The organism is Phenylobacterium sp., assembly GCF_025351295.1.
Classification (GTDB): domain Bacteria; phylum Pseudomonadota; class Alphaproteobacteria; order Caulobacterales; family Caulobacteraceae; genus Phenylobacterium.
The window spans coordinates 1-16492 of sequence record NZ_JANXWD010000029.1 but is presented as its reverse complement, the minus strand read 5'-3'; the positions used below and the strand labels follow the sequence as shown (position 1 = coordinate 16492).

Annotated in this window: 14 protein-coding genes and 1 tRNA gene; 9 read left to right on the top strand and 6 right to left on the bottom strand. The window is 70.4% G+C overall.

The features are described 5' to 3' along the window. Positions 1-398: 398 nt before the first annotated feature. Positions 399-488 (bottom strand) — tRNA-Ser (locus tag Q0R13_RS04610). Positions 489-768: 280 nt separating this feature from the next. On the opposite strand from Q0R13_RS04610, the gene Q0R13_RS04605 reads away from it, so the two are divergent. The 3 genes from Q0R13_RS04605 to Q0R13_RS04595 are packed head-to-tail and all read left to right on the top strand — an operon-like array spanning position 769 to position 2939. Then, positions 769-1296: an AMP-binding protein gene (locus Q0R13_RS04605; RefSeq protein WP_293900181.1), complete on the top strand. Its 528-nt coding sequence runs from the start codon at positions 769-771 to the stop codon at positions 1294-1296. A 46-nt stretch (positions 1297-1342) separates the two neighbouring features. Continuing rightward, positions 1343-2539, top strand: a complete 1197-nt coding sequence (locus Q0R13_RS04600) for a thiolase domain-containing protein (RefSeq protein WP_293900178.1) — start codon at positions 1343-1345, stop codon at positions 2537-2539. A gap of 1 nt (position 2540) precedes the next feature. Continuing rightward, the gene (locus tag Q0R13_RS04595; RefSeq protein ID WP_293900175.1) at positions 2541-2939 is read left to right on the top strand and encodes a Zn-ribbon domain-containing OB-fold protein; all 399 of its coding nucleotides are present in this window, start codon (positions 2541-2543) and stop codon (positions 2937-2939) included. Between the two features lie 81 nt (positions 2940-3020). On the opposite strand, the gene Q0R13_RS04590 is transcribed toward Q0R13_RS04595, so the two are convergent. Both Q0R13_RS04590 and Q0R13_RS04585 read right to left on the bottom strand, forming a co-directional pair. After that, a complete protein-coding gene (locus Q0R13_RS04590) occupies positions 3021-3581 on the bottom strand; it encodes a hypothetical protein (protein WP_293900172.1) in 561 nt (186 codons plus the stop codon). 6 nt (positions 3582-3587) lie between these two features. Beyond that, positions 3588-4820 carry a CoA transferase gene (locus Q0R13_RS04585; RefSeq protein WP_293900168.1) on the bottom strand — a complete coding sequence of 411 codons (1233 nt, stop codon included), beginning with the start codon at positions 4818-4820 and terminating at the stop codon, positions 3588-3590. Between the two features lie 75 nt (positions 4821-4895). On the opposite strand from Q0R13_RS04585, the gene Q0R13_RS04580 reads away from it, so the two are divergent. From Q0R13_RS04580 to Q0R13_RS04565, 4 genes are all read left to right on the top strand, one after another. Then, on the top strand, positions 4896-6062 hold the full coding sequence (locus Q0R13_RS04580) for an acyl-CoA dehydrogenase family protein (RefSeq protein WP_293900165.1): 1167 nt from the start codon (positions 4896-4898) through the stop codon (positions 6060-6062). After that, positions 6059-6844, top strand: a complete 786-nt coding sequence (locus Q0R13_RS04575; RefSeq protein WP_293900162.1) for an enoyl-CoA hydratase/isomerase family protein — start codon at positions 6059-6061, stop codon at positions 6842-6844. The genes Q0R13_RS04580 and Q0R13_RS04575 overlap by 4 nt, the downstream gene beginning before the upstream one ends. Before the next feature lie 2 nt (positions 6845-6846). Further along, positions 6847-7635: a hypothetical protein gene (locus Q0R13_RS04570; protein WP_293900159.1), complete on the top strand. Its 789-nt coding sequence runs from the start codon at positions 6847-6849 to the stop codon at positions 7633-7635. Between the two features lie 133 nt (positions 7636-7768). Beyond that, complete coding sequence (locus tag Q0R13_RS04565) at positions 7769-9877, top strand: serine hydrolase (RefSeq protein WP_293900156.1); 2109 nt, start codon at positions 7769-7771, stop codon at positions 9875-9877. 20 nt (positions 9878-9897) lie between these two features. Here the strand turns inward: Q0R13_RS04565 and glk are convergent, their stop codons facing one another. From glk to pgl, 3 genes are read right to left on the bottom strand one after another with little or no spacing between them, the layout of a single operon-like run. Beyond that, the gene (gene glk / locus Q0R13_RS04560; RefSeq protein WP_293900153.1) at positions 9898-10872 is read right to left on the bottom strand and encodes a glucokinase; all 975 of its coding nucleotides are present in this window, start codon (positions 10870-10872) and stop codon (positions 9898-9900) included. Next, positions 10872-12683 carry a phosphogluconate dehydratase gene (gene edd, locus Q0R13_RS04555; RefSeq protein ID WP_293900150.1) on the bottom strand — a complete coding sequence of 604 codons (1812 nt, stop codon included), beginning with the start codon at positions 12681-12683 and terminating at the stop codon, positions 10872-10874. Before edd ends, glk begins: the two co-directional genes overlap by 1 nt. A 5-nt stretch (positions 12684-12688) precedes the next feature. Continuing rightward, the gene (gene pgl, locus Q0R13_RS04550; RefSeq protein ID WP_293900147.1) at positions 12689-13351 is read right to left on the bottom strand and encodes a 6-phosphogluconolactonase; all 663 of its coding nucleotides are present in this window, start codon (positions 13349-13351) and stop codon (positions 12689-12691) included. A gap of 153 nt (positions 13352-13504) precedes the next feature. Here pgl and Q0R13_RS04545 point away from each other — a divergent pair, with 153 nt between their 5' ends. Both Q0R13_RS04545 and Q0R13_RS04540 read left to right on the top strand, forming a co-directional pair. Beyond that, positions 13505-14557: a glycosyltransferase family 4 protein gene (locus Q0R13_RS04545; protein ID WP_293900144.1), complete on the top strand. Its 1053-nt coding sequence runs from the start codon at positions 13505-13507 to the stop codon at positions 14555-14557. Positions 14558-14568: 11 nt separating this feature from the next. After that, a partial coding sequence (locus Q0R13_RS04540) for a glycogen debranching N-terminal domain-containing protein (RefSeq protein ID WP_293900141.1) occupies positions 14569-16492 on the top strand: 1924 nt, incomplete at its 3' end.

Here is a 16492-nt window from a genome sequence, read left to right as displayed (position 1 = left end):
CGTCCGCCTCGATTGGATCACCCACGATCGCTTCGACATCCAGTGGCATCGCCATACCGGCGCCTGGTACCGCCTCCACCGCGGCCAATCCCTCGCACAGGCCCTGAAGACCATCGAAACCGACGGAATCTTGCATCCGCATTAACGTCGAGCGCCGCCGCGGCCTTCACCGGATGGGTACTAAGCGGGCTGGATTCGAACTTCTCTCTACGGTCGGAGAATTCGAACAGGGGCACTCCGGGCCTGACGGGCAGAGAATGGGACCCTAGAAAGCACCGCCAACGGCCTCAAATGGGGCCAGAGAACGCGGAGTTACCATCGCGAATCCACGCCAACCGCCCGGAATGTCGGGGGTTTCCCGACTTCCGAAAAGTTGAATGAAGACAACTAGTTATGGCTGGCGGAGAGGGTGGGATTCGAACCCACGATACCCTTTCGAGTACGCCGCATTTCGAGTGCGGTACTTTCAACCACTCAGCCACCTCTCCAGAGCCGGCGCAGATCCTCCGAAAAGGGCCTACCGAGCGAGCGGCGGAACCTACTCATCCGACCCTCTCGGTGCAAGGGGCAGTTCGCCGCGGAGTTTCAGCACGGATACGGCGCCATCTGGGTGCAGCGGAAGACGGCAATGGCCTGGCCGGCGGCCACGACCTCCCATTCGGGGTCGAGGTCGAGGTCGCCGGGCCAAGCCCCACCCTTGCCTGCCCGCGCGAGCGGGGACAGTGGGGCAAGACGAGCAGGGGCGAACCCGCCGGCGCCTGTTGGGAGATGGCCGATGTCCGAAGACCCGAGCTCGCCCGTGATGATCTGTTCGGGGCCAAGCTGGCCCAGCACGCGGCCCGCCAGCCCGACGCCCCGGCGGTGAGCTGCGGGGCCGACACGGTCGGCTACGCCCAGCTGCACCGCCGTTCGAACCGGGTCGCCCGCGGCCTGGCCGCCAGGGGGGTGAAGGCCGGCGACCTGGTCACCGTGGGCCTGCCCAACGCCATCGGCTTCGTCGAGGCCTGCTACGGGATCTGGAAGCTGGGTGCGACGCCGCAGCCGGTGTCGTTCCGCCGGCCGAAGGGCGAGCTGCAGGCGATCGTCGAGCTGGCGAAGTCGCCGCTGGTGGTGGCGCTGTTCGAGCATGACGTCGACCGGCCGGTGATGACCGTGGAGCAGCTTCTGGCGCTGTCGGACGACGAGAGCGACCTGCCCGATGCACGGCGCTCAGGGACGCGCGGATCCGCAAGGCCGAGCCGGCCTAGGTCCTTCATCATCATCCCCCGGATCAGCCTGCGGCCGACCGTGGGATGACGGCTACAGAGAGTGCTGCTAAGCCGCACGCAACGCGGGGAGACCGATGAGTATCAAGGGCAAGGCCTATGTGATGGGCGCGTTCGAGCATCCCACCCGGGATGCGCCGGACAAGACCACCGCCCAGCTGCACACCGAGAGCGCCAAGGGCGCGCTGGCGGACGCCGGGCTCTCGTTCGACGACGTCGACGCCTATTTCTGCGCCGGCGACGCGCCGGGGTTCGGGGCGATGTCGATGGTCGACTACATGGGCCTGAAAAACGTCCGCCACATGGACACCACCGAGACCGGCGGCTCGTCCTACCTGGTGCACCTGAACCACGCCTGCCAGGCGATCGCCGCGGGCAAGGTCAATGTGGCGCTGATCACGCTCGCCGGTCGGCCGCGCCACGGCGGCGGCCGACCCGGAGCGCCCGGCGGGGGCGGCCGCCCGCCCGTCGGCCTGACCGACGGGGCGCCGGAGGCCGGGTTCGAGAACATCTACGGCGGCTCGACCCACAACACCTACGGCATGTGCGCCATGCGCCACATGCACGACTATGGCACCACGTCCGAACAGCTGGCCTGGATCAAGGTCGCCGCCAGCAACCATGCCCAGTGGAACGAGCACGCCTTCCTGAAGGACGTGGTCACCGTCGAGCAGGTGGTGAACTCCCGCATGATCGCCGACCCGCTGCACCTGCTGGACTGCTGCGTGGTGACCGACGGCGGCGGTGCGGTGATCGTCACCTCGCCGGAGGTTGCCCGGAGCCTGAACCGGCCGAAGGTGAAGGTGCTGGGCGCGGCCGAGGCGCCGAAGATGCCGCTGGGCGGCCGCAACCTCGACCTCACCTACTGCGGCGCGGTGTGGTCGGGACCCCCGGCATTCGCCGAGGCCGGGGTGACGCCGCAGGACATGAAGTACGCCTCGATCTACGACAGCTTCACCATCACTGTGCTGATGACCCTGGAAGACCTGGGGTTCTGCGCGAAGGGCGAGGGCGGCAGGTTCGTGTCGGACGGCAACCTGATCTCGGGCGTCGGCAAGCTGCCGTTCAACACCGACGGCGGCGGCCTCTGCAACAACCACCCCACCAACCGCGGCGGTATCACCAAGATCATCGAGACCGTCCGCCAGCTGCGCGGCGAGGCGCATCCCAAGGTGCAGGTGCCCAACTGCGATCTGGCCCTGGCCCACGGCACCGGCGGCTCGCTGGGCGTGCGCCACGCCGCGGCGACCGTGATCATGGAACGGGAGGCCTGAGATGTCCGACGTGATGACCCGAGCGATCCCGGCCCCCGCCGTGACGGTGGAGACCAAACCGTTCTTCGACGCCGCCGCCGAGGGCCGGTTCCTGATCAAGCGCTGCACGGCCTGCGGCGAGGCCCACTGGTATCCGCGCGCCATGTGCCCCTACTGCCACTCCGACCAGACGGTCTGGGAGGAGAGCCCCGGCGAAGGGGTGATCTACACCTATTCCGTCATGCACCGCGCGCCGACCGGGCCGTACGCGATCGGCTATGTGACGCTGAACGAGGGCCCGGCGATGATGACCAACTTCGTCGACGTGGCGCCGGACGGGCTGAAGATCGGCATGAAGGTGAAGGTGAAGTTCCAGCCCACCGAAGGCGGCCCGCCCGTCCCGGTGTTCGCGCCGGCCTGAGATTGCTCCCCTTCGGGGGAGCTGTCGGCGAATCCCGACTGAGGGGGTCCTCCACGGGGTTCTGAGCGGACCCCTCCGGCGCTACGCGCCACCTCCCCCAATGGGGGAGGACCCCAGCTTGGCGATCAGCGGCGCGGCCTCGCGCGGGTGGCGCAGGCGGTGCCTCTCCAGGTGCCCCAGCGCCGGGTCGGCGATCTCGGCGTCGATCCGGGCGCGGCGACCGTCATAGGTGTCCCAGGCCCAGCGGATGGGGTGCTCCTTGTCGAGCCAGCGCAGGAAGGTCTCGGTGTTGCCGGTGCCCGGCCACAGCTCCCGGCCGCTCCAGGCGCGGCCGAACGAGCGGCGGACGACCCGGGTCATCACGATCCACTTCGGATAGTCGAGCCAGACCGCATGGGTGGCTCGCGCCAGGATCTGCGGACGCACCTTCGAATAGTTGCCGCAGCTCACCCAGGCATCCTCGGCGACGACGGCGGCCACTCGGCGCTTGAATTCCTCCGGGTCGGCCCGGTGCAGGTCGGTCCAGTTGGGCTGCCAGTTGATCGCGTCGAGGTCGATGTGGCGCGCGCCGAGGGCCCTCGCCAGCCTTCCGGCGAAGGTGGTCTTGCCCGACCCCGACGTCCCGCTGACCGTCACCCGCATGCCGCGTCAGGCCTCCTCGCCCTCGCTGACCTCGGCCCCGATCTCGCCAAGGATCTCGTCGGTGTGTTCGCCCAGCTTGGGCGGGTGGCGGCGGATGTTGGAGGGGGTCTTGGAGAATTTCACCGGCGGCTTGATCAGGCGGTAGCGGCCCAGCTCCGGGTGATCGTGGCTCTCGAAGAAGCCGACCGCCTTCAGGTGCGGGTCGTCGTCCAGGTCGTCCAGGGTGTTGGTCTTCACCACCGGGATCGACAGCGGCTTCAGCACGTCCAGCCATTCCTGGGTGGTCTTGGTGGCGGCCGCCTGCTCGATCAGGCCGTAGAGCTCGCGGGTGTGCTTGGCGCGGGTGGCGTAGTCTGCGAAGCGCGGGTCGGACTTCACGGCCTCGCCGAACCCGGCGGCGTCGAAGAACTGGTCCCACTGCTTATCGGTGTAGGGCAGCAGGCCGATGTAGCCGTCCCTGGTCCTGAACGGCTTGCGGTTGGGGTTGACCACCCGGCTGTAGCCCCACTGGCCGGTGGGCGGCTGGAAGGTGTGGTCGAACAGGTGCTCGACCAGCAGGAAGCTGGTGACGCACTCCAGCATCGGCACCTCGACGAACTGGCCCTCGCCGGTGCGCGCCTTGTGGAACAGGGCCGCGGTCACGGCCTGGGAGAGGAACAGGCCCGACACCTTGTCGGCCACCAGGGTCGGCAGGATGCGGGGGACCGGATTGCCGTCGGTGCGCGGCAGGACGTCGGCCATGCCCGAGGCCGACTGGATCAGGTCGTCATAGGCGGGCTCGCCGGCGTAGGGCCCGTCCGAGCCATAGCCCGCGGCGTGGACGAAGATGATGTCCGACTTGATCGCGCAGACGTCCTCATAGCTGAGGCCCAGGCGCTTCATGGCGTCATAGCGGACCGAGCTGGCCAGCACGTCGCAGGACCTGATCAGCCGCTTCAGGGCGCGCTTGCCGCTGTCCGACTTCAGGTCCAGTAGGATGGAGCGCTTATTGCGGTTGATGGTCAGGAAGATGGGACCCATGCCCCTGGGGGCGCCCTCCGGAAGATGGCCAGCCCATCGCATGATGTCGCCGCCGTCGCCGCGGCCGGAGCCGGGGTCTTCCAGCTTGATCACGTCGGCGCCCTGGTCGGCCAGGATCTGGGTGCCATAGGCGCCGTTGACCACGCTGGTCATGTCCAGGATGCGGACCCCGCTGAGCGGTCCGGTGGCCGCGCCCGCCAGTTGCTTGGCTTCCCTCACGTTACGCCTCCCCACACTGCTTTCGGTCGTTATGATAGCCGGCGAGACGATCGGCAATGACGGCGGGGGTGACCAGTGGACTTCGAACTTTCCGAAGAGCACCGCATGCTCAAGGACCTCGTCCAGAAGTTCGTCCGCGACGAACTGATGCCGCTGGAAGCCGGGGTCATGCTGCGCGAGGCCGAGGGCCGCGGCCTGGGCCTCGACGCCGCTGACTATGCCCGGCTGGAGGCCAAGGCCCATGAACTGGGCCTGTTCGGACTGGACGCCCCGGAGGACGTGGGCGGCTCCGACCTGCCGATGATGGCCATGGTCGGCGTCGAGGAGGAGATGGGTCGCTGCATCACCCCCTACACCCTGCCGCCGGACAGCCCGAACCTGCGGATGCTTATCGCGACGGTGAACGAGCGCCAGCGCGAGGCCTACCTGGCCCCTTACGTGGCCGGCAAGACCGTGTCGGCCATCGGCATCTCCGAGCCGGGCGCCGGGTCCGATCCTGCCGGCATGACCACCAGCGCGGTGCGCGACGGCGACGACTGGGTGATCAACGGCAGGAAAATCTGGATCAGCCGCGCCGCCGACGCCGACTTCACCATCCTGATGGCGGTGACCAACAAGGAGAAGGGCGCGCGGGGCGGCATGTCGGCCTTCCTGGTCGACAAGGGCACGCCGGGCTTCAACGTGCTGCGACGCATCCCGATGATCGCCGGGGCCTATACCTACGAGATCGCCCTGGAGGACTGCCGGGTCGAGGGGTGGAAGCTGCTGGGCCAGGAAGGCGCCGGCTTCGCGCCGATGCAGATCCGGCTAGGCACCCGGCGCATCCAGATGGCCGCCTGGTCGATCGGCATGGCGCAGCGCGCGCTGGACATGATCATCGAGTACGCCCCGCAGCGGAAGACCTTCGGGATGCCGCTTTCCGAGCGTCAGGCGATCCAGTTCTGGGTGGCGGAGGCGGCGACCAAGATCCACGCCACGCGGCTTATGACCTACGACTGCGCCTGGAAGATCGACCAGGGCCGCGACGTGCGCTCCGAGATCAGCATGATCAAGTGGTTCGCCACCGAGATGGCCTATGAGACGGTGGACCGCGCCATGCAGACCTTCGGGGCCATGGGCATGACCAAGGAGCTGCCCCTGCAGCTGATGCAGGCCAAGCTCCGCACCATGCGGATTTATGACGGGCCCACCGAAGTGCATAAATGGGTGGTGGCAAGAAACATGCTGGGGACGAGACGATGAAACCGATGGCCTGGGGCGAGCACATCCTGTCGAAGCTGGAAGGCCACGTGCTGGTGGTCACCATCGACAAGCCGCCGTTCAACCACGTCTCTGTGGACCTGATGAGCGACCTGGCCAACTGCCTGATGGCCGGCGACGCCGAGCCCCGGGTGCGGGCCAGCGTGATCCAGGCGGAGGGCAAGGCGTTCTGCGCCGGCGCCGACTTCCAGTCGCCGGGCGACGCCGTGGGTTCGGGCATGGGCGGCATCAACGCGCTCTACGACCAGGCGGTGCGGCTGTTCTCGATCGAGAAGCCCATCGTGGCGGCGGTGCAGGGCGCGGCGGTGGGCGCGGGCCTGGGGCTGGCCATGGTCGCCGACTTCCGTGTGGCGGCGCCCGAGGCGCGGTTCGCGGCCAATTTCGTCAAGCTGGCGTTCCATCCGGGCTTCGGGCTGACCCACACCCTGCCCCGCGTAATCGGCGAGCACCGGGCCAACCTGATGTTCCTGACCGGGCGGCGGGTGAAGGCCGAGGACGGGCTGGGCTGGGGGCTGGTGGACGAGGTCGCGCCGCTGGAGGGCCTGCGGGCCGCGGCGCTCAAGCTGGCGGGCGAGATCGCCGAGAACGCGCCGCTGGCGGTGGTGGCCACCCGCCGCACCCTGCGCGGCGACCTGGCGGCGGCGGTGCGCGAACAGACCGACCACGAGCACATCCAGCAGACCGCGCTCAGGGCCACCGACGACTTCCAGGAAGGCGTGCGCGCGGTCGCCGAGCGCCGGGTCGGCAACTTCCAGGGCCGCTAGGCATGCCGGGCCTGCTGGTCGCCCTGGCCCTGGCCGCCGGCCCCGCCCCGACGGGGCCCCGGCCGGACGCGGCGGGCGACGTCTATCGCTATCGCAGCGAGGCCCGCTATGCGGAGCGCAACGCCGATGGCGTCGGCGCCCAGGTGAACAGCCAGGTGTTCGACCTGGAGGTGCTGGGGGCCAGCGCCGATGGCCTGCGCCTGCGCTTCACCCTGCGCGAGACGACCGTCTCCGACACCACCGGCCCGGCGATGAAGGTCCCGCTGAAGGCGGCGGTGGGCGTGCCGCTGGAATTCCGCATCGACCGGCGCGGCCTGCTGACCGGGCTGGACAACTGGCCCGCCTACCACGACCGGTTCCTGGCGGCGGTGGACGCGGCCCTGCCGGCCGGCGACGAGATCCGCAACATCGTCCACCAGCGCATGGACCAGGCGCCCACCGACGCCGCCCAGGACATGGTGCTGGGCGACCTGGCCCTGATGCGCGGCGTCGAGCTGCGCGGCCCCGCCACCCTGGGCCGCGCCGAGTCCCTGGACACCCGCCACCGCCCGGCGGCCAAGGTGGTGACCGAGACGTCGATGAAGACCGCCGGCTGCGTGGTGCGGGTCTATCGCGTCACCACCGGCACGACGCCTGGCGTCATGCAGACCACAACCGCCGACGCCGAGGTCTCGATGAAGGACGGCCACGTCCTCAACCTCAGTCAGAACCGCATCGAACGCGCCGGCGGCTCGGTGATCGACGAAAGGCTCTCGGTGAAGCGCCTCAGTGCGGCACCGGCGTGCTCGTAGGACCCTGGTCCGCAGGCTGTACGCGTCGCGTCGCGACGGGATGCGAAGGCTGCGGCCGTTCGGTTGTAAAAGCGGGCGGGCTTTACGAAAATCGCAGCTTGGGATTGCTCAACCAGGCGTCAAACGAAGGCACATGATGCGCAAGATCCTGGGCCTGATCGCGGCCGGCCTAATCGGCGTGGCGGGGGCGGCGCGCGCCGAGCCGCCGGAGGGCGACTGGATGGGCGTGATGACGGCGCCGACCTACGGCGACCTGACCATGGCGCTCCACCTGCGCAAGGCTCCGGGCGGCTACGAAGGAACGATGGATGACATCACCCTCGGCTACCGTGGCCTCGCGCTGAAGGGTGTGGAGGCCTCGGGCGAGCGGCTGGCTTTCGATATCCCCGGTGCGCGGGCGCGGTTCGAGGCGACCTGGGATGCCGCCGCGAGCCAATGGGCCGGCGTCTGGAAATCCCCAGGCGCCGAGCACGGCCTCGCCTTGCGTCTCGCCCGCGGCACACCGCCACCCACGCCGGCGATCCAAGGGCTGGACGGCGACTGGCAGGGGGCAATCAACGCCGGCCCCGCCGGCCTGCTGCGCCTGGTCTTCCATATCCGCACTGGCGCCGACGGGACGCGCGTTGCCCTCGACAGCGTCGACCAGGGGGCTGCGGGCGCGCCGGCCAGCGCCATCCGGCGCGACGACCGCGATGTCGAGATCGACTTCCCGCTCCTCAAGGCCCAGGTCACGGGCCAGCTGTCCGATGACGGCGCGTCGATCCAGGGCGAGTTCACCCAAGGCCCGGCGCTATTTCCGCTCGTCCTCAAGCGCGGTGGCGACGTCATCTCGCTGCCCGACAGCAAGCGCGCGGCGCTCCCGCCCGGCGTCTGGCGGCTCCCCGACGACCACGCCATCCGCCAGATTCTCGCGCGCCGCATCGACACCGAGCGCCGCGGCGTCGGCATCGTGGTGGGTGTGATCTCGCCGGCGGGCCGCCGGGTCGTGGCCTATGGCGCGCTCGACAGGGTCGGCCGCCGGCCGGTGGACGGCGACACCCTCTTCGAGATCGGCTCGGTCACGAAGACCTTTACGGCGTTGTTGCTTCAGGACATGGCGCTCCGCGGCGAGGTCGGCCTGGACGACCCGGTCTCCAAATACCTGCCCGCGGGGACCAAGGTCCCGAGCTTCGGCGGCCACCAGATCACGCTCCGCCAACTGGCCACCCACACCGCCGCCCTGCCGCACGACCTGCCCAGCCCGGGCATGACGCGGACCGAGGACGTGTTCGCCCACACCAGCGAGGCGGACCTCTACAGCTTCCTGGCGACCTACCCGTTGCCGCGCGAGCCAGGGAGCGAGTGGGAATATTCCAACCTCGGCGTGGGGCTGCTTGGCGTCGCGCTCAGCCGCAGGGCGGGCGTCGACATCGAGACCCTGGTCCGCCAGCGGATCACCGGCCCGCTTGGCATGACGTCAACCACCATGACCGTGCCTGAATCACTGCAGGCTCGGCTCGCGACCGGTCACGACGCCTATCTGCGCCCGACGACGCCCATTGCCATCGGCCCCGCCGAGGCTGCCGCCGGACTGATCCGCTCCTCCGCCAATGACATGCTGAAGCTGCTGGCCGCCGAGACGGGCAACGTGAAGACACCGCTCAAGCCCGCCATGGACGCGATGCTGACCCAGGACCGCGCTGGAATGCCGGGAGGCTTCCGTCAAGCCCTCGGCTGGATGCTCCTCGACCTGCCGAGCGGCCGCATCGTCAACCACTCCGGCGGCACCTTCGGCCAGCGCGCCTTCGCCGCCTTCAATCCCAAGACCCGGCAAGGCGTGATCGTGCTCTCCAACGCCGAGGGGGTCACCGGCGCGGACGACATCGGCCTGCACGTTATCGCCGGCGTCTCGATCCGCCCCCTGCCGCCCGCCCCACTGCCGCCGGCGGCCCGCGACGCGCGGGCGGAGATTCCGCTCAGCCCCGACGCGGCCCGCCCCTACCTCGGCCGCTATCGGATGAGCCGCAGCATCGTCATGGTCATCGGCTACGCGGACGGCCACCTGACCTACCAGGCAGAGGCGCGTGGCAAGCCTGGCCCGGTCCTCCCGGTGGCCTGGCACGGCGGCGCCGACTTCTCAGCGCCCAACGGCGGCGGCGACAGCGCCGAGCTTACATTCCAGCTTGATGACGCCGGTCCGGCGCCCGCCTTCATCTGGCGAGGCCCCGTAGGGGAGTTTCGCCTGCGCCGCGCGAGGGACTGAGCGGGCCTCGGGCGTCCCGCTCAGAGCCGCTCCATCTGCTCCAGCTGGCGCGCGGCGCCGACGATGGCGGGGTAGGGGTGCAGCACCAGGAAGGTGGGGATGGCGCGGACGTAGTCGGAGAGCCGGCCCTTGTCCTCGAAGCGGGCGCGGAAGGTCCCGGCGGCCAGCCGCTCGGCGATGCGGGGCGCGATGCCGCCGGACACGAACACCCCGCCGCGGGCGCCGTAGGTGAGCGCGAGGTCACCGGCCACCGCGCCCAGCATGCCGCCGAACCGGTCCAGGGCCGCGGCGGCCAGGGGATCGCCCACCAGCCCCTCCCGGGTCACCGCCATCTCGTCGGGCAGGGCCACGACCTTGCTCTCCAGGGCCGCGAGGGTGAGGTAGACCTGATAGAGGCCCTGGCCCGACAGCAGCCGCTCGATGGACACGCGGCCGTGCTTGGCCTGCAGCCGCCGCCAGACCTCGATCTCCAGCTCGTCGGCCGGGGCGAAGGCGGCGTGGCCGCCCTCGGTGGCGATGGCGATGTCGCCGCGATCGCTGCGCGCCAGGGCCGCCACGCCGAAGCCGGTGCCCGCGCCCAGCGCCACCAGCGGGCAATCGTGGGCCCCGCGTCCGAGGGCGGGCCCCAGGCCGCGCAGGTCGGGCCCTTCCAGCAGCGGGCAGGCCAGGGCCTGGGCGGCGAAGTCGTTGATCAGCTCGACCGCCTCGAACCCGAACTGCGATAGCAGGTCGCCTTCGGAGACCCGCCAGCCGAGGTTCGTGAACTCGATCTCGCCGTCCAGCACCGGCCCGGCGACGGCGATCACCGCCTTCGGGGGCTGCGCCCGCCCGACGGTCTTTTCCAGGTATTCGGCGATGACATCGGCCAGGCCCGCGTAGTCCTTGCAGGGGAAGGTGCGCGGGTTGCGGATATGGCCCTGCCCGTCCACCACGGCGAGGCGGGCGTTGGTTCCCCCGACGTCGCCGACCAAACCCATCCAGGCTGGCCGGCCCATCAGGCGGCCTCGAACAGGGCGCAGGCGCCGGTGTCGGCCGGGCCGGCCGCATGGCGCATCCAGCCGAACAGCTCGCGGCCGTAACCGTGGCCGGGCTGGGTTCGCCGCGCCGGCTCGCGGGCCATCAGCTCGCGGGGGTCGACCTGGATGTCCAGGGTCCCGGCCTCGGCGTCGAGGCGGATGATGTCGCCGTTGCGCACATAGGCCAGCGGGCCGCCGGCCGCCGCCTCGGGGGTGACGTGGATCGCCGCCGGCACCTTGCCGCTGGCGCCCGACATCCGCCCGTCGGTGACCAGAGCCACCTTGAAGCCCTTGTCGAGCTGGACGCCCAGCGGCGGGGTCAATGAGTGCAGCTCCGGCATGCCGTTCGCCTTCGGCCCCTGGAACCGCACCACGGCGATGAAGTCGCGGTTGAGCTCGCCGCGCCGGTGGGCGGCCAGCAGGTCGTCCTGGTCCTCGAACACCAGGGCCGGGGCTTCGACGATCCGGTGCTCGGGCTTCACCGCCGAGGTCTTGATGACCGCGCGGCCCAGCGGCCCGGTCAGCACCCGCATCCCGCCCTCGGCTTCGAACGGATCGTCGGCGGGCCGCAGGATGTCGCGGTTGAGGCTGGCCACGGGGCCGTCGCGCCAGACCAGCTTCCCGCCGTCCAGGAACGGCTCCTGGCGATAGCGGCTGAGGCCCTTGCCGGCGACGGTGACGACGTCGTCGTGGACCAGGCCGTGCTCCAACAGGGTGCGGGTGACGTAGCTCATGCCGCCGGCGGCGTGGAAGGCGTTCACGTCCTCCGTCCCGTTCGGATAGACCCGGGCGATCAGCGGCGTCACGTGGCTGAGGTCGTGGAAGTCCTCCCAGGTGATCAGCACGCCGGCCGCCCGGCCCATGGCCAGGATGTGCAGGGTGTGGTTGGTCGAGCCGCCGGTCGCCAGCAGGCCGGCGATGGCGTTGACCATCGACTTCTCGTCCACCACCGCCGAGAACGGCGTGTAGTCGTTGCCGCCGTCGCGGATCTCCACCGCCCGCTTCGGCGCGGCGGCCGTGAGCGCATCGCGCAGCGGCGTGTTGGGCGTCACGAACGCCGCGCCCGGCAGGTGCAGCCCGGTCATCTCCATCATCATCTGGTTGGAATTCGCGGTGCCGTAGAAGGTGCAGGTGCCGGGGCCGTGGTAGGACTTCATCTCGCTTTCGAGCAGTTCGTCGCGGGTGGCCTTGCCCTCGGCGTAGAGGCCGCGCACCCGGGCCTTCTCGTGGTTGGAGATCCCCGAGGTCATCGGGCCGCCGGGCACGAAGATGGTCGGCAGGTGCCCGAACGCCGCCGCGCCGATGAACAGGCCGGGCACGATCTTGTCGCAGATGCCCAGCATCAGGGCCGCGTCGAAGGCGTCGTGGGTCAGGGCGATGGCCGTGGCCATGGCGATCACGTCGCGGCTGAACAGCGACAGCTCCATGCCCGGTCGGCCCTGGGTCACCCCGTCGCACATGGCGGGCACGCCGCCGGCGTACTGGGCGGTGGCCCCGACCTCATGGGCGGCCTGGCGGATGATGTCGGGGAACCGCTCGTAGGGCTGGTGGGCCGAGAGCATGTCGTTGTAGGCGCTGACGATGGCCACGTTCGGCGCGGTCGGGTCGCGCATCCGCTGTTTGTCGCCGTCGGGCGAGGCGGCGAAGGCGTGGGCCCAGTTGGCGCAGGAGAGCTTGCCGCGCCCGGGGCCGGTCTGTCGCGCGGCCGCCATGCGCGTCAGGTAGTCGGCGCGGGCCTCGCGGCTGCGTTCGACGATGCGCTGGGTGATCTCGGCGGTGACGGGATGCATGAAACTCAGACTCCGGGCTGCCAGAAGATGCGCACCGGCGCCTTGGATTGCGAGAGCAGCCGACCGACCGGCAGGTCCTCGCCCCCCCAAGCGCGTCGGATCACCTCGCGCTTAGCCCCGCCGGCGATCAAGAGGAAGATGGCGCGCGCATTGAGCAGCGCAGCGAGCGTGAGCGTAATACGGGCGATCGGCGGGGCGCCGAGCCCTGCCGGGACCTCTCGCAGCAGGTCGGCGGTGGTCAGGCCATCCTCCAGGCCGGGATCTCCGGGGATCAGCGAGGCGATATGGCCGTCCTCGCCCATGCCCAGCATCACCGCGTCGAAGGGGAACAGGCTCTCGATCGCCGCGGCTTCGCGGGCGTCCGCAGGCCACAGCGGCAGGAAGCGGGCGGCGACGGCCGGCCCCTGCAACAGGCGCTCGCGCACCAGTCGCAGATTGGAGTCCGGCGTCCCGGCGTCGACGCAGCGGTCGTCGGAGAGGGTGACGCTGACCTTGGACCAGTCTAGGGGCGCGGCCCGCAGCCGATCATAGACCGGGCCGGGCGAACGGCCACCGGTGGCGACCAGCGAGGCGGCCCCGCGCCGGCCCAGCGCCTGGCTCAAGTCCCGGGCGATGGCCTGGGCCGCCGCGTCGGCGAGGGCGCCGTTGTCCGCATAGCTCTCGATCATGATGCGCCTAGTAACGCGTCTGTCGCGCTCGCGGCGCCCGCGACATCCGGCATTTCGCACGCCGAAGGGAACTTCCGCCGTCCGCCTGCGTCTCTCTTGCCTGCCATCCACCGCGTGCGGAGAGCGCGTGGTCCAGTCGTGTCGGAGTGCCGTATGCGTATTGCCCAGGTTCCCCCGCTGTATGAAGCCGTGCCCCCGCGCCTCTATGGCGGGACCGAGCGCGTCGTCGCCCACCTGACCGACGCCCTGGTGACCCTGGGCCACGAGGTGACTCTGTTCGCCAGCGCCGAGGCGCAGACCTCGGCGACCCTGGCCGTCGTGCGCGACCAGGCGATCCGCCTGGACCCGGCGCCGCTGAAGTCCGACCTGGCCGCCCACCTGCATCAGCTGGCCGAGGTGCGCCGACGCGCCGACGAGTTCGATGTGATCCACTTTCATACCGATATGATCCAGTTCCCGATGTTCGAGGGCCTGGCGAACAAGACCCTGACCACCCTGCACGGGCGCCTCGACCTCAAGGACCTGGCCCAGGTCTACCAGCGCTGGCCGCAGTTCCCGCTGGTGTCGATCAGCGACAGCCAGCGCGCGCCGCTGCCGTTCGCCAACTGGGCGGCGACGGTGCACCACGGGATGAGCACCGATCTCTACGAATTCAGCCCGCGCGGCCAGGGCTACCTGGCCTTCCTGGGCCGGATCTCGCCGGAAAAGCGGCCCGACCGGGCCATCGCCATCGCCGCCGCCACCAACCGCCCGCTGCGCATGGCGGCCAAGGTCGACAACGCCGACCGCGCCTATTTCGAGGACGAGATCGAGCCCTTGATGCGCAACCCGCTGGTGGATTTCATCGGCGAGATCGGCGACGGCGAGAAGTCGGCGTTCCTGGGCGGGGCCGAGGCGCTGCTGTTCCCCATCGACTGGCCGGAGCCGTTCGGCCTGGTGATGATCGAGGCGATGGCCTGCGGCACGCCGGTGATCGCCTGGGACAACGGCTCGGTGCGCGAGGTGGTCGAGCACGGGCTGACCGGGTTCCTCGTCCGCTCTCTGGCCGAGGCCTGCGAGGCGGTGCGGCGGCTGCCGGAACTGGACCGCGCCGCCATCCGCGCCCGCTATGAGGAGCGTTTTTCGTCGATCGCCATGGCGCGCCGCTACCTGGAGATCTACGAACGTGTGCCCCAGGCGGAACCCGCCCTCACGGAGGCCGCCTGACCCGCTAAGCGATGAACGATCTCGCGCCCAGCCACACCACCCCGGTCGAATGGGGAGAGATCGAGGAGCCGCGGGTTCCCCAGCGGCTCTACGCCCTGAAGGACCGCGACACCTTCATGGTCGCCGACAGCCACGGTGATATTGTGGGCGCCGCGGACGGCCTGTTCCACCACGACACCCGCATCCTGTCGCGATGGGAGCTGGTGCTGGGCGACCGCTCGCCGACCCTGCTGTCGGGCGCGGTCAGCCAGGACAACGTCTACTTCACCTCCCACGGCCTGAACCGCGCGATCCCGGCCCCCGCCGGGCCCGCGGGCCCGCCCGGCGTGGTCCACCTGGAACGCAAGCGCTTCCTCTGGGACGAGCGCCTATACGAGCGGATCCAGGTGACCAGCTACAATCCCGAGCTCATCGCCCTGCCGCTGGTGTTCCGCTTCGCCGCCGACTTCCGCGACATGTTCGAGGTGCGCGGGGCGCGCCGGCGGGCGCGAGGGCGGCTCTTCCCACCGGAACCCGACGAGAGCTCGGTCCGATTCCGTTACGAAGGCCTGGACGGGGTGGCCCGTCAGAGCGTGGTGGCGTTCTCCGAATCGCCGCTGGCGATCGATGCGGCGCAGGCCTCTTTCCAGTTCTCCTTGCGCACCGACGAGTGCCGCGAGCTCTATGTGGAGGTGGGCGCCGCCGCGGCGGAGGCGCCCAGCCGTGCCCGCTTCCGCGCCGCCGCCGCCCGCGCCCGCTACGCCATGCGCGATCGCCGCCGCAAGGGCGCGCGGCTGTCCACCAACGGCCGGCTGTTCAACGCCTGGATCGAGAAGTCGCGGGCCGACCTGGCCCTGCTGACCACGCCCATGAAGACCGGGCCCTACCCCTATGCGGGCATCCCCTGGTTCTCCACCTGCTTCGGCCGCGACGGGATCATCACCGCCTGGCAGATCCTGTGGTTCGAGCCGGAGCTGGCGCGCGGGGTGCTGTCCTATCTGGCCGAGCATCAGGCCACCGAGACCTCGGCGTTCCGCGATAGCGAGCCCGGCAAGATCATGCACGAGACCCGCCGCGGCGAGATGGCGGCCCTGGGGGAGGTGCCGTTCGGCCGCTACTACGGCGGGGTCGACACCACGCCGCTGTTCGTGGCCCTGGCCGGCGCCTATGCCGAGCGCACCGGCGACTTCGCCCAGGTCGACGCCTGGTGGCCGGCCCTGGAGCGGGCGGCCGGCTGGATCACCGCCCAGGCCGACCGCCACCCGCTGGGGCTGCTGGCCTATGCGCGCGGCGCCGACAGCGGGCTCTCCAACCAGGGCTGGAAGGACAGCGGCGACTCGATCTTCCACGCCGATGGCCGGTTCCCGGATGGGCCCATCGCTCTGGTGGAGGTGCAGGGCTATGCGTATGCCGCCTACCGGACCATGGCTCTGCTGACCGGGCGCCGGGGCGACGCATCCGCCGCCGCCGGCTGGACGGCCCGGGCCGAGGCGCTGCAGGCCATGGTCGAGGCGCGGTTCTGGATGGAGGACCAGCAGTTCTATGGCATCGCCCTGGATGGGCGCGGCGAGCTCTGCCGGGTGCGGGCGTCGAACGCCGGCCACCTGCTGTTCACTGGGCTGGCCGCTCCGGACCGCGCCGCCAAGGTCGCGGACCAGTTGCTCTCGGGCGGATTCTATTCCGGCTGGGGCCTTCGTACGCTGGCCCACGACCAGGCGCGGTTCAATCCGATGTCGTATCACAACGGCTCGGTCTGGCCGCACGACACGGCGCTGACCGCGCTCGGCCTCTCCCGGTATGGCGAACGCGCCGGCGTGGTGAAGCTGACCTCGGGCCTGTTCGAGGCCGCCACTCTGCTGGAGATGCGCCTGCCGGAGCTGTTCTGCGGCTTCCCGCGCGCGGCGGGCGAAGCGCCGGTGGCCTATCCGGTGGCCTGCCTGCCGCAGGCCTGGGCGG

Bases quoted from the DNA above. Each gene is read 5' to 3' on its own strand.
- edd (WP_293900150.1), bottom strand. From the start codon at position 12,683: ATGCATCCCGTCACCGCCGAGATCACCCAGCGCATCGTCGAACGCAGC.
- pgl (WP_293900147.1), bottom strand. From the start codon at position 13,351: ATGATCGAGAGCTATGCGGACAACGGCGCCCTCGCCGACGCGGCGGCC.
- Q0R13_RS04570 (WP_293900159.1), top strand. From the start codon at position 6,847: ATGCCGGGCCTGCTGGTCGCCCTGGCCCTGGCCGCCGGCCCCGCCCCG.
- Q0R13_RS04600 (WP_293900178.1), top strand. From the start codon at position 1,343: ATGAGTATCAAGGGCAAGGCCTATGTGATGGGCGCGTTCGAGCATCCC.
- Q0R13_RS04565 (WP_293900156.1), top strand. From the start codon at position 7,769: ATGATGCGCAAGATCCTGGGCCTGATCGCGGCCGGCCTAATCGGCGTG.
- Q0R13_RS04590 (WP_293900172.1), bottom strand. From the start codon at position 3,581: ATGCGGGTGACGGTCAGCGGGACGTCGGGGTCGGGCAAGACCACCTTC.
- Q0R13_RS04575 (WP_293900162.1), top strand. From the start codon at position 6,059: ATGAAACCGATGGCCTGGGGCGAGCACATCCTGTCGAAGCTGGAAGGC.
- Q0R13_RS04605 (WP_293900181.1), top strand. From the start codon at position 769: ATGGCCGATGTCCGAAGACCCGAGCTCGCCCGTGATGATCTGTTCGGG.
- glk (WP_293900153.1), bottom strand. From the start codon at position 10,872: ATGGGCCGGCCAGCCTGGATGGGTTTGGTCGGCGACGTCGGGGGAACC.
- Q0R13_RS04595 (WP_293900175.1), top strand. From the start codon at position 2,541: ATGTCCGACGTGATGACCCGAGCGATCCCGGCCCCCGCCGTGACGGTG.
- Q0R13_RS04545 (WP_293900144.1), top strand. From the start codon at position 13,505: ATGCGTATTGCCCAGGTTCCCCCGCTGTATGAAGCCGTGCCCCCGCGC.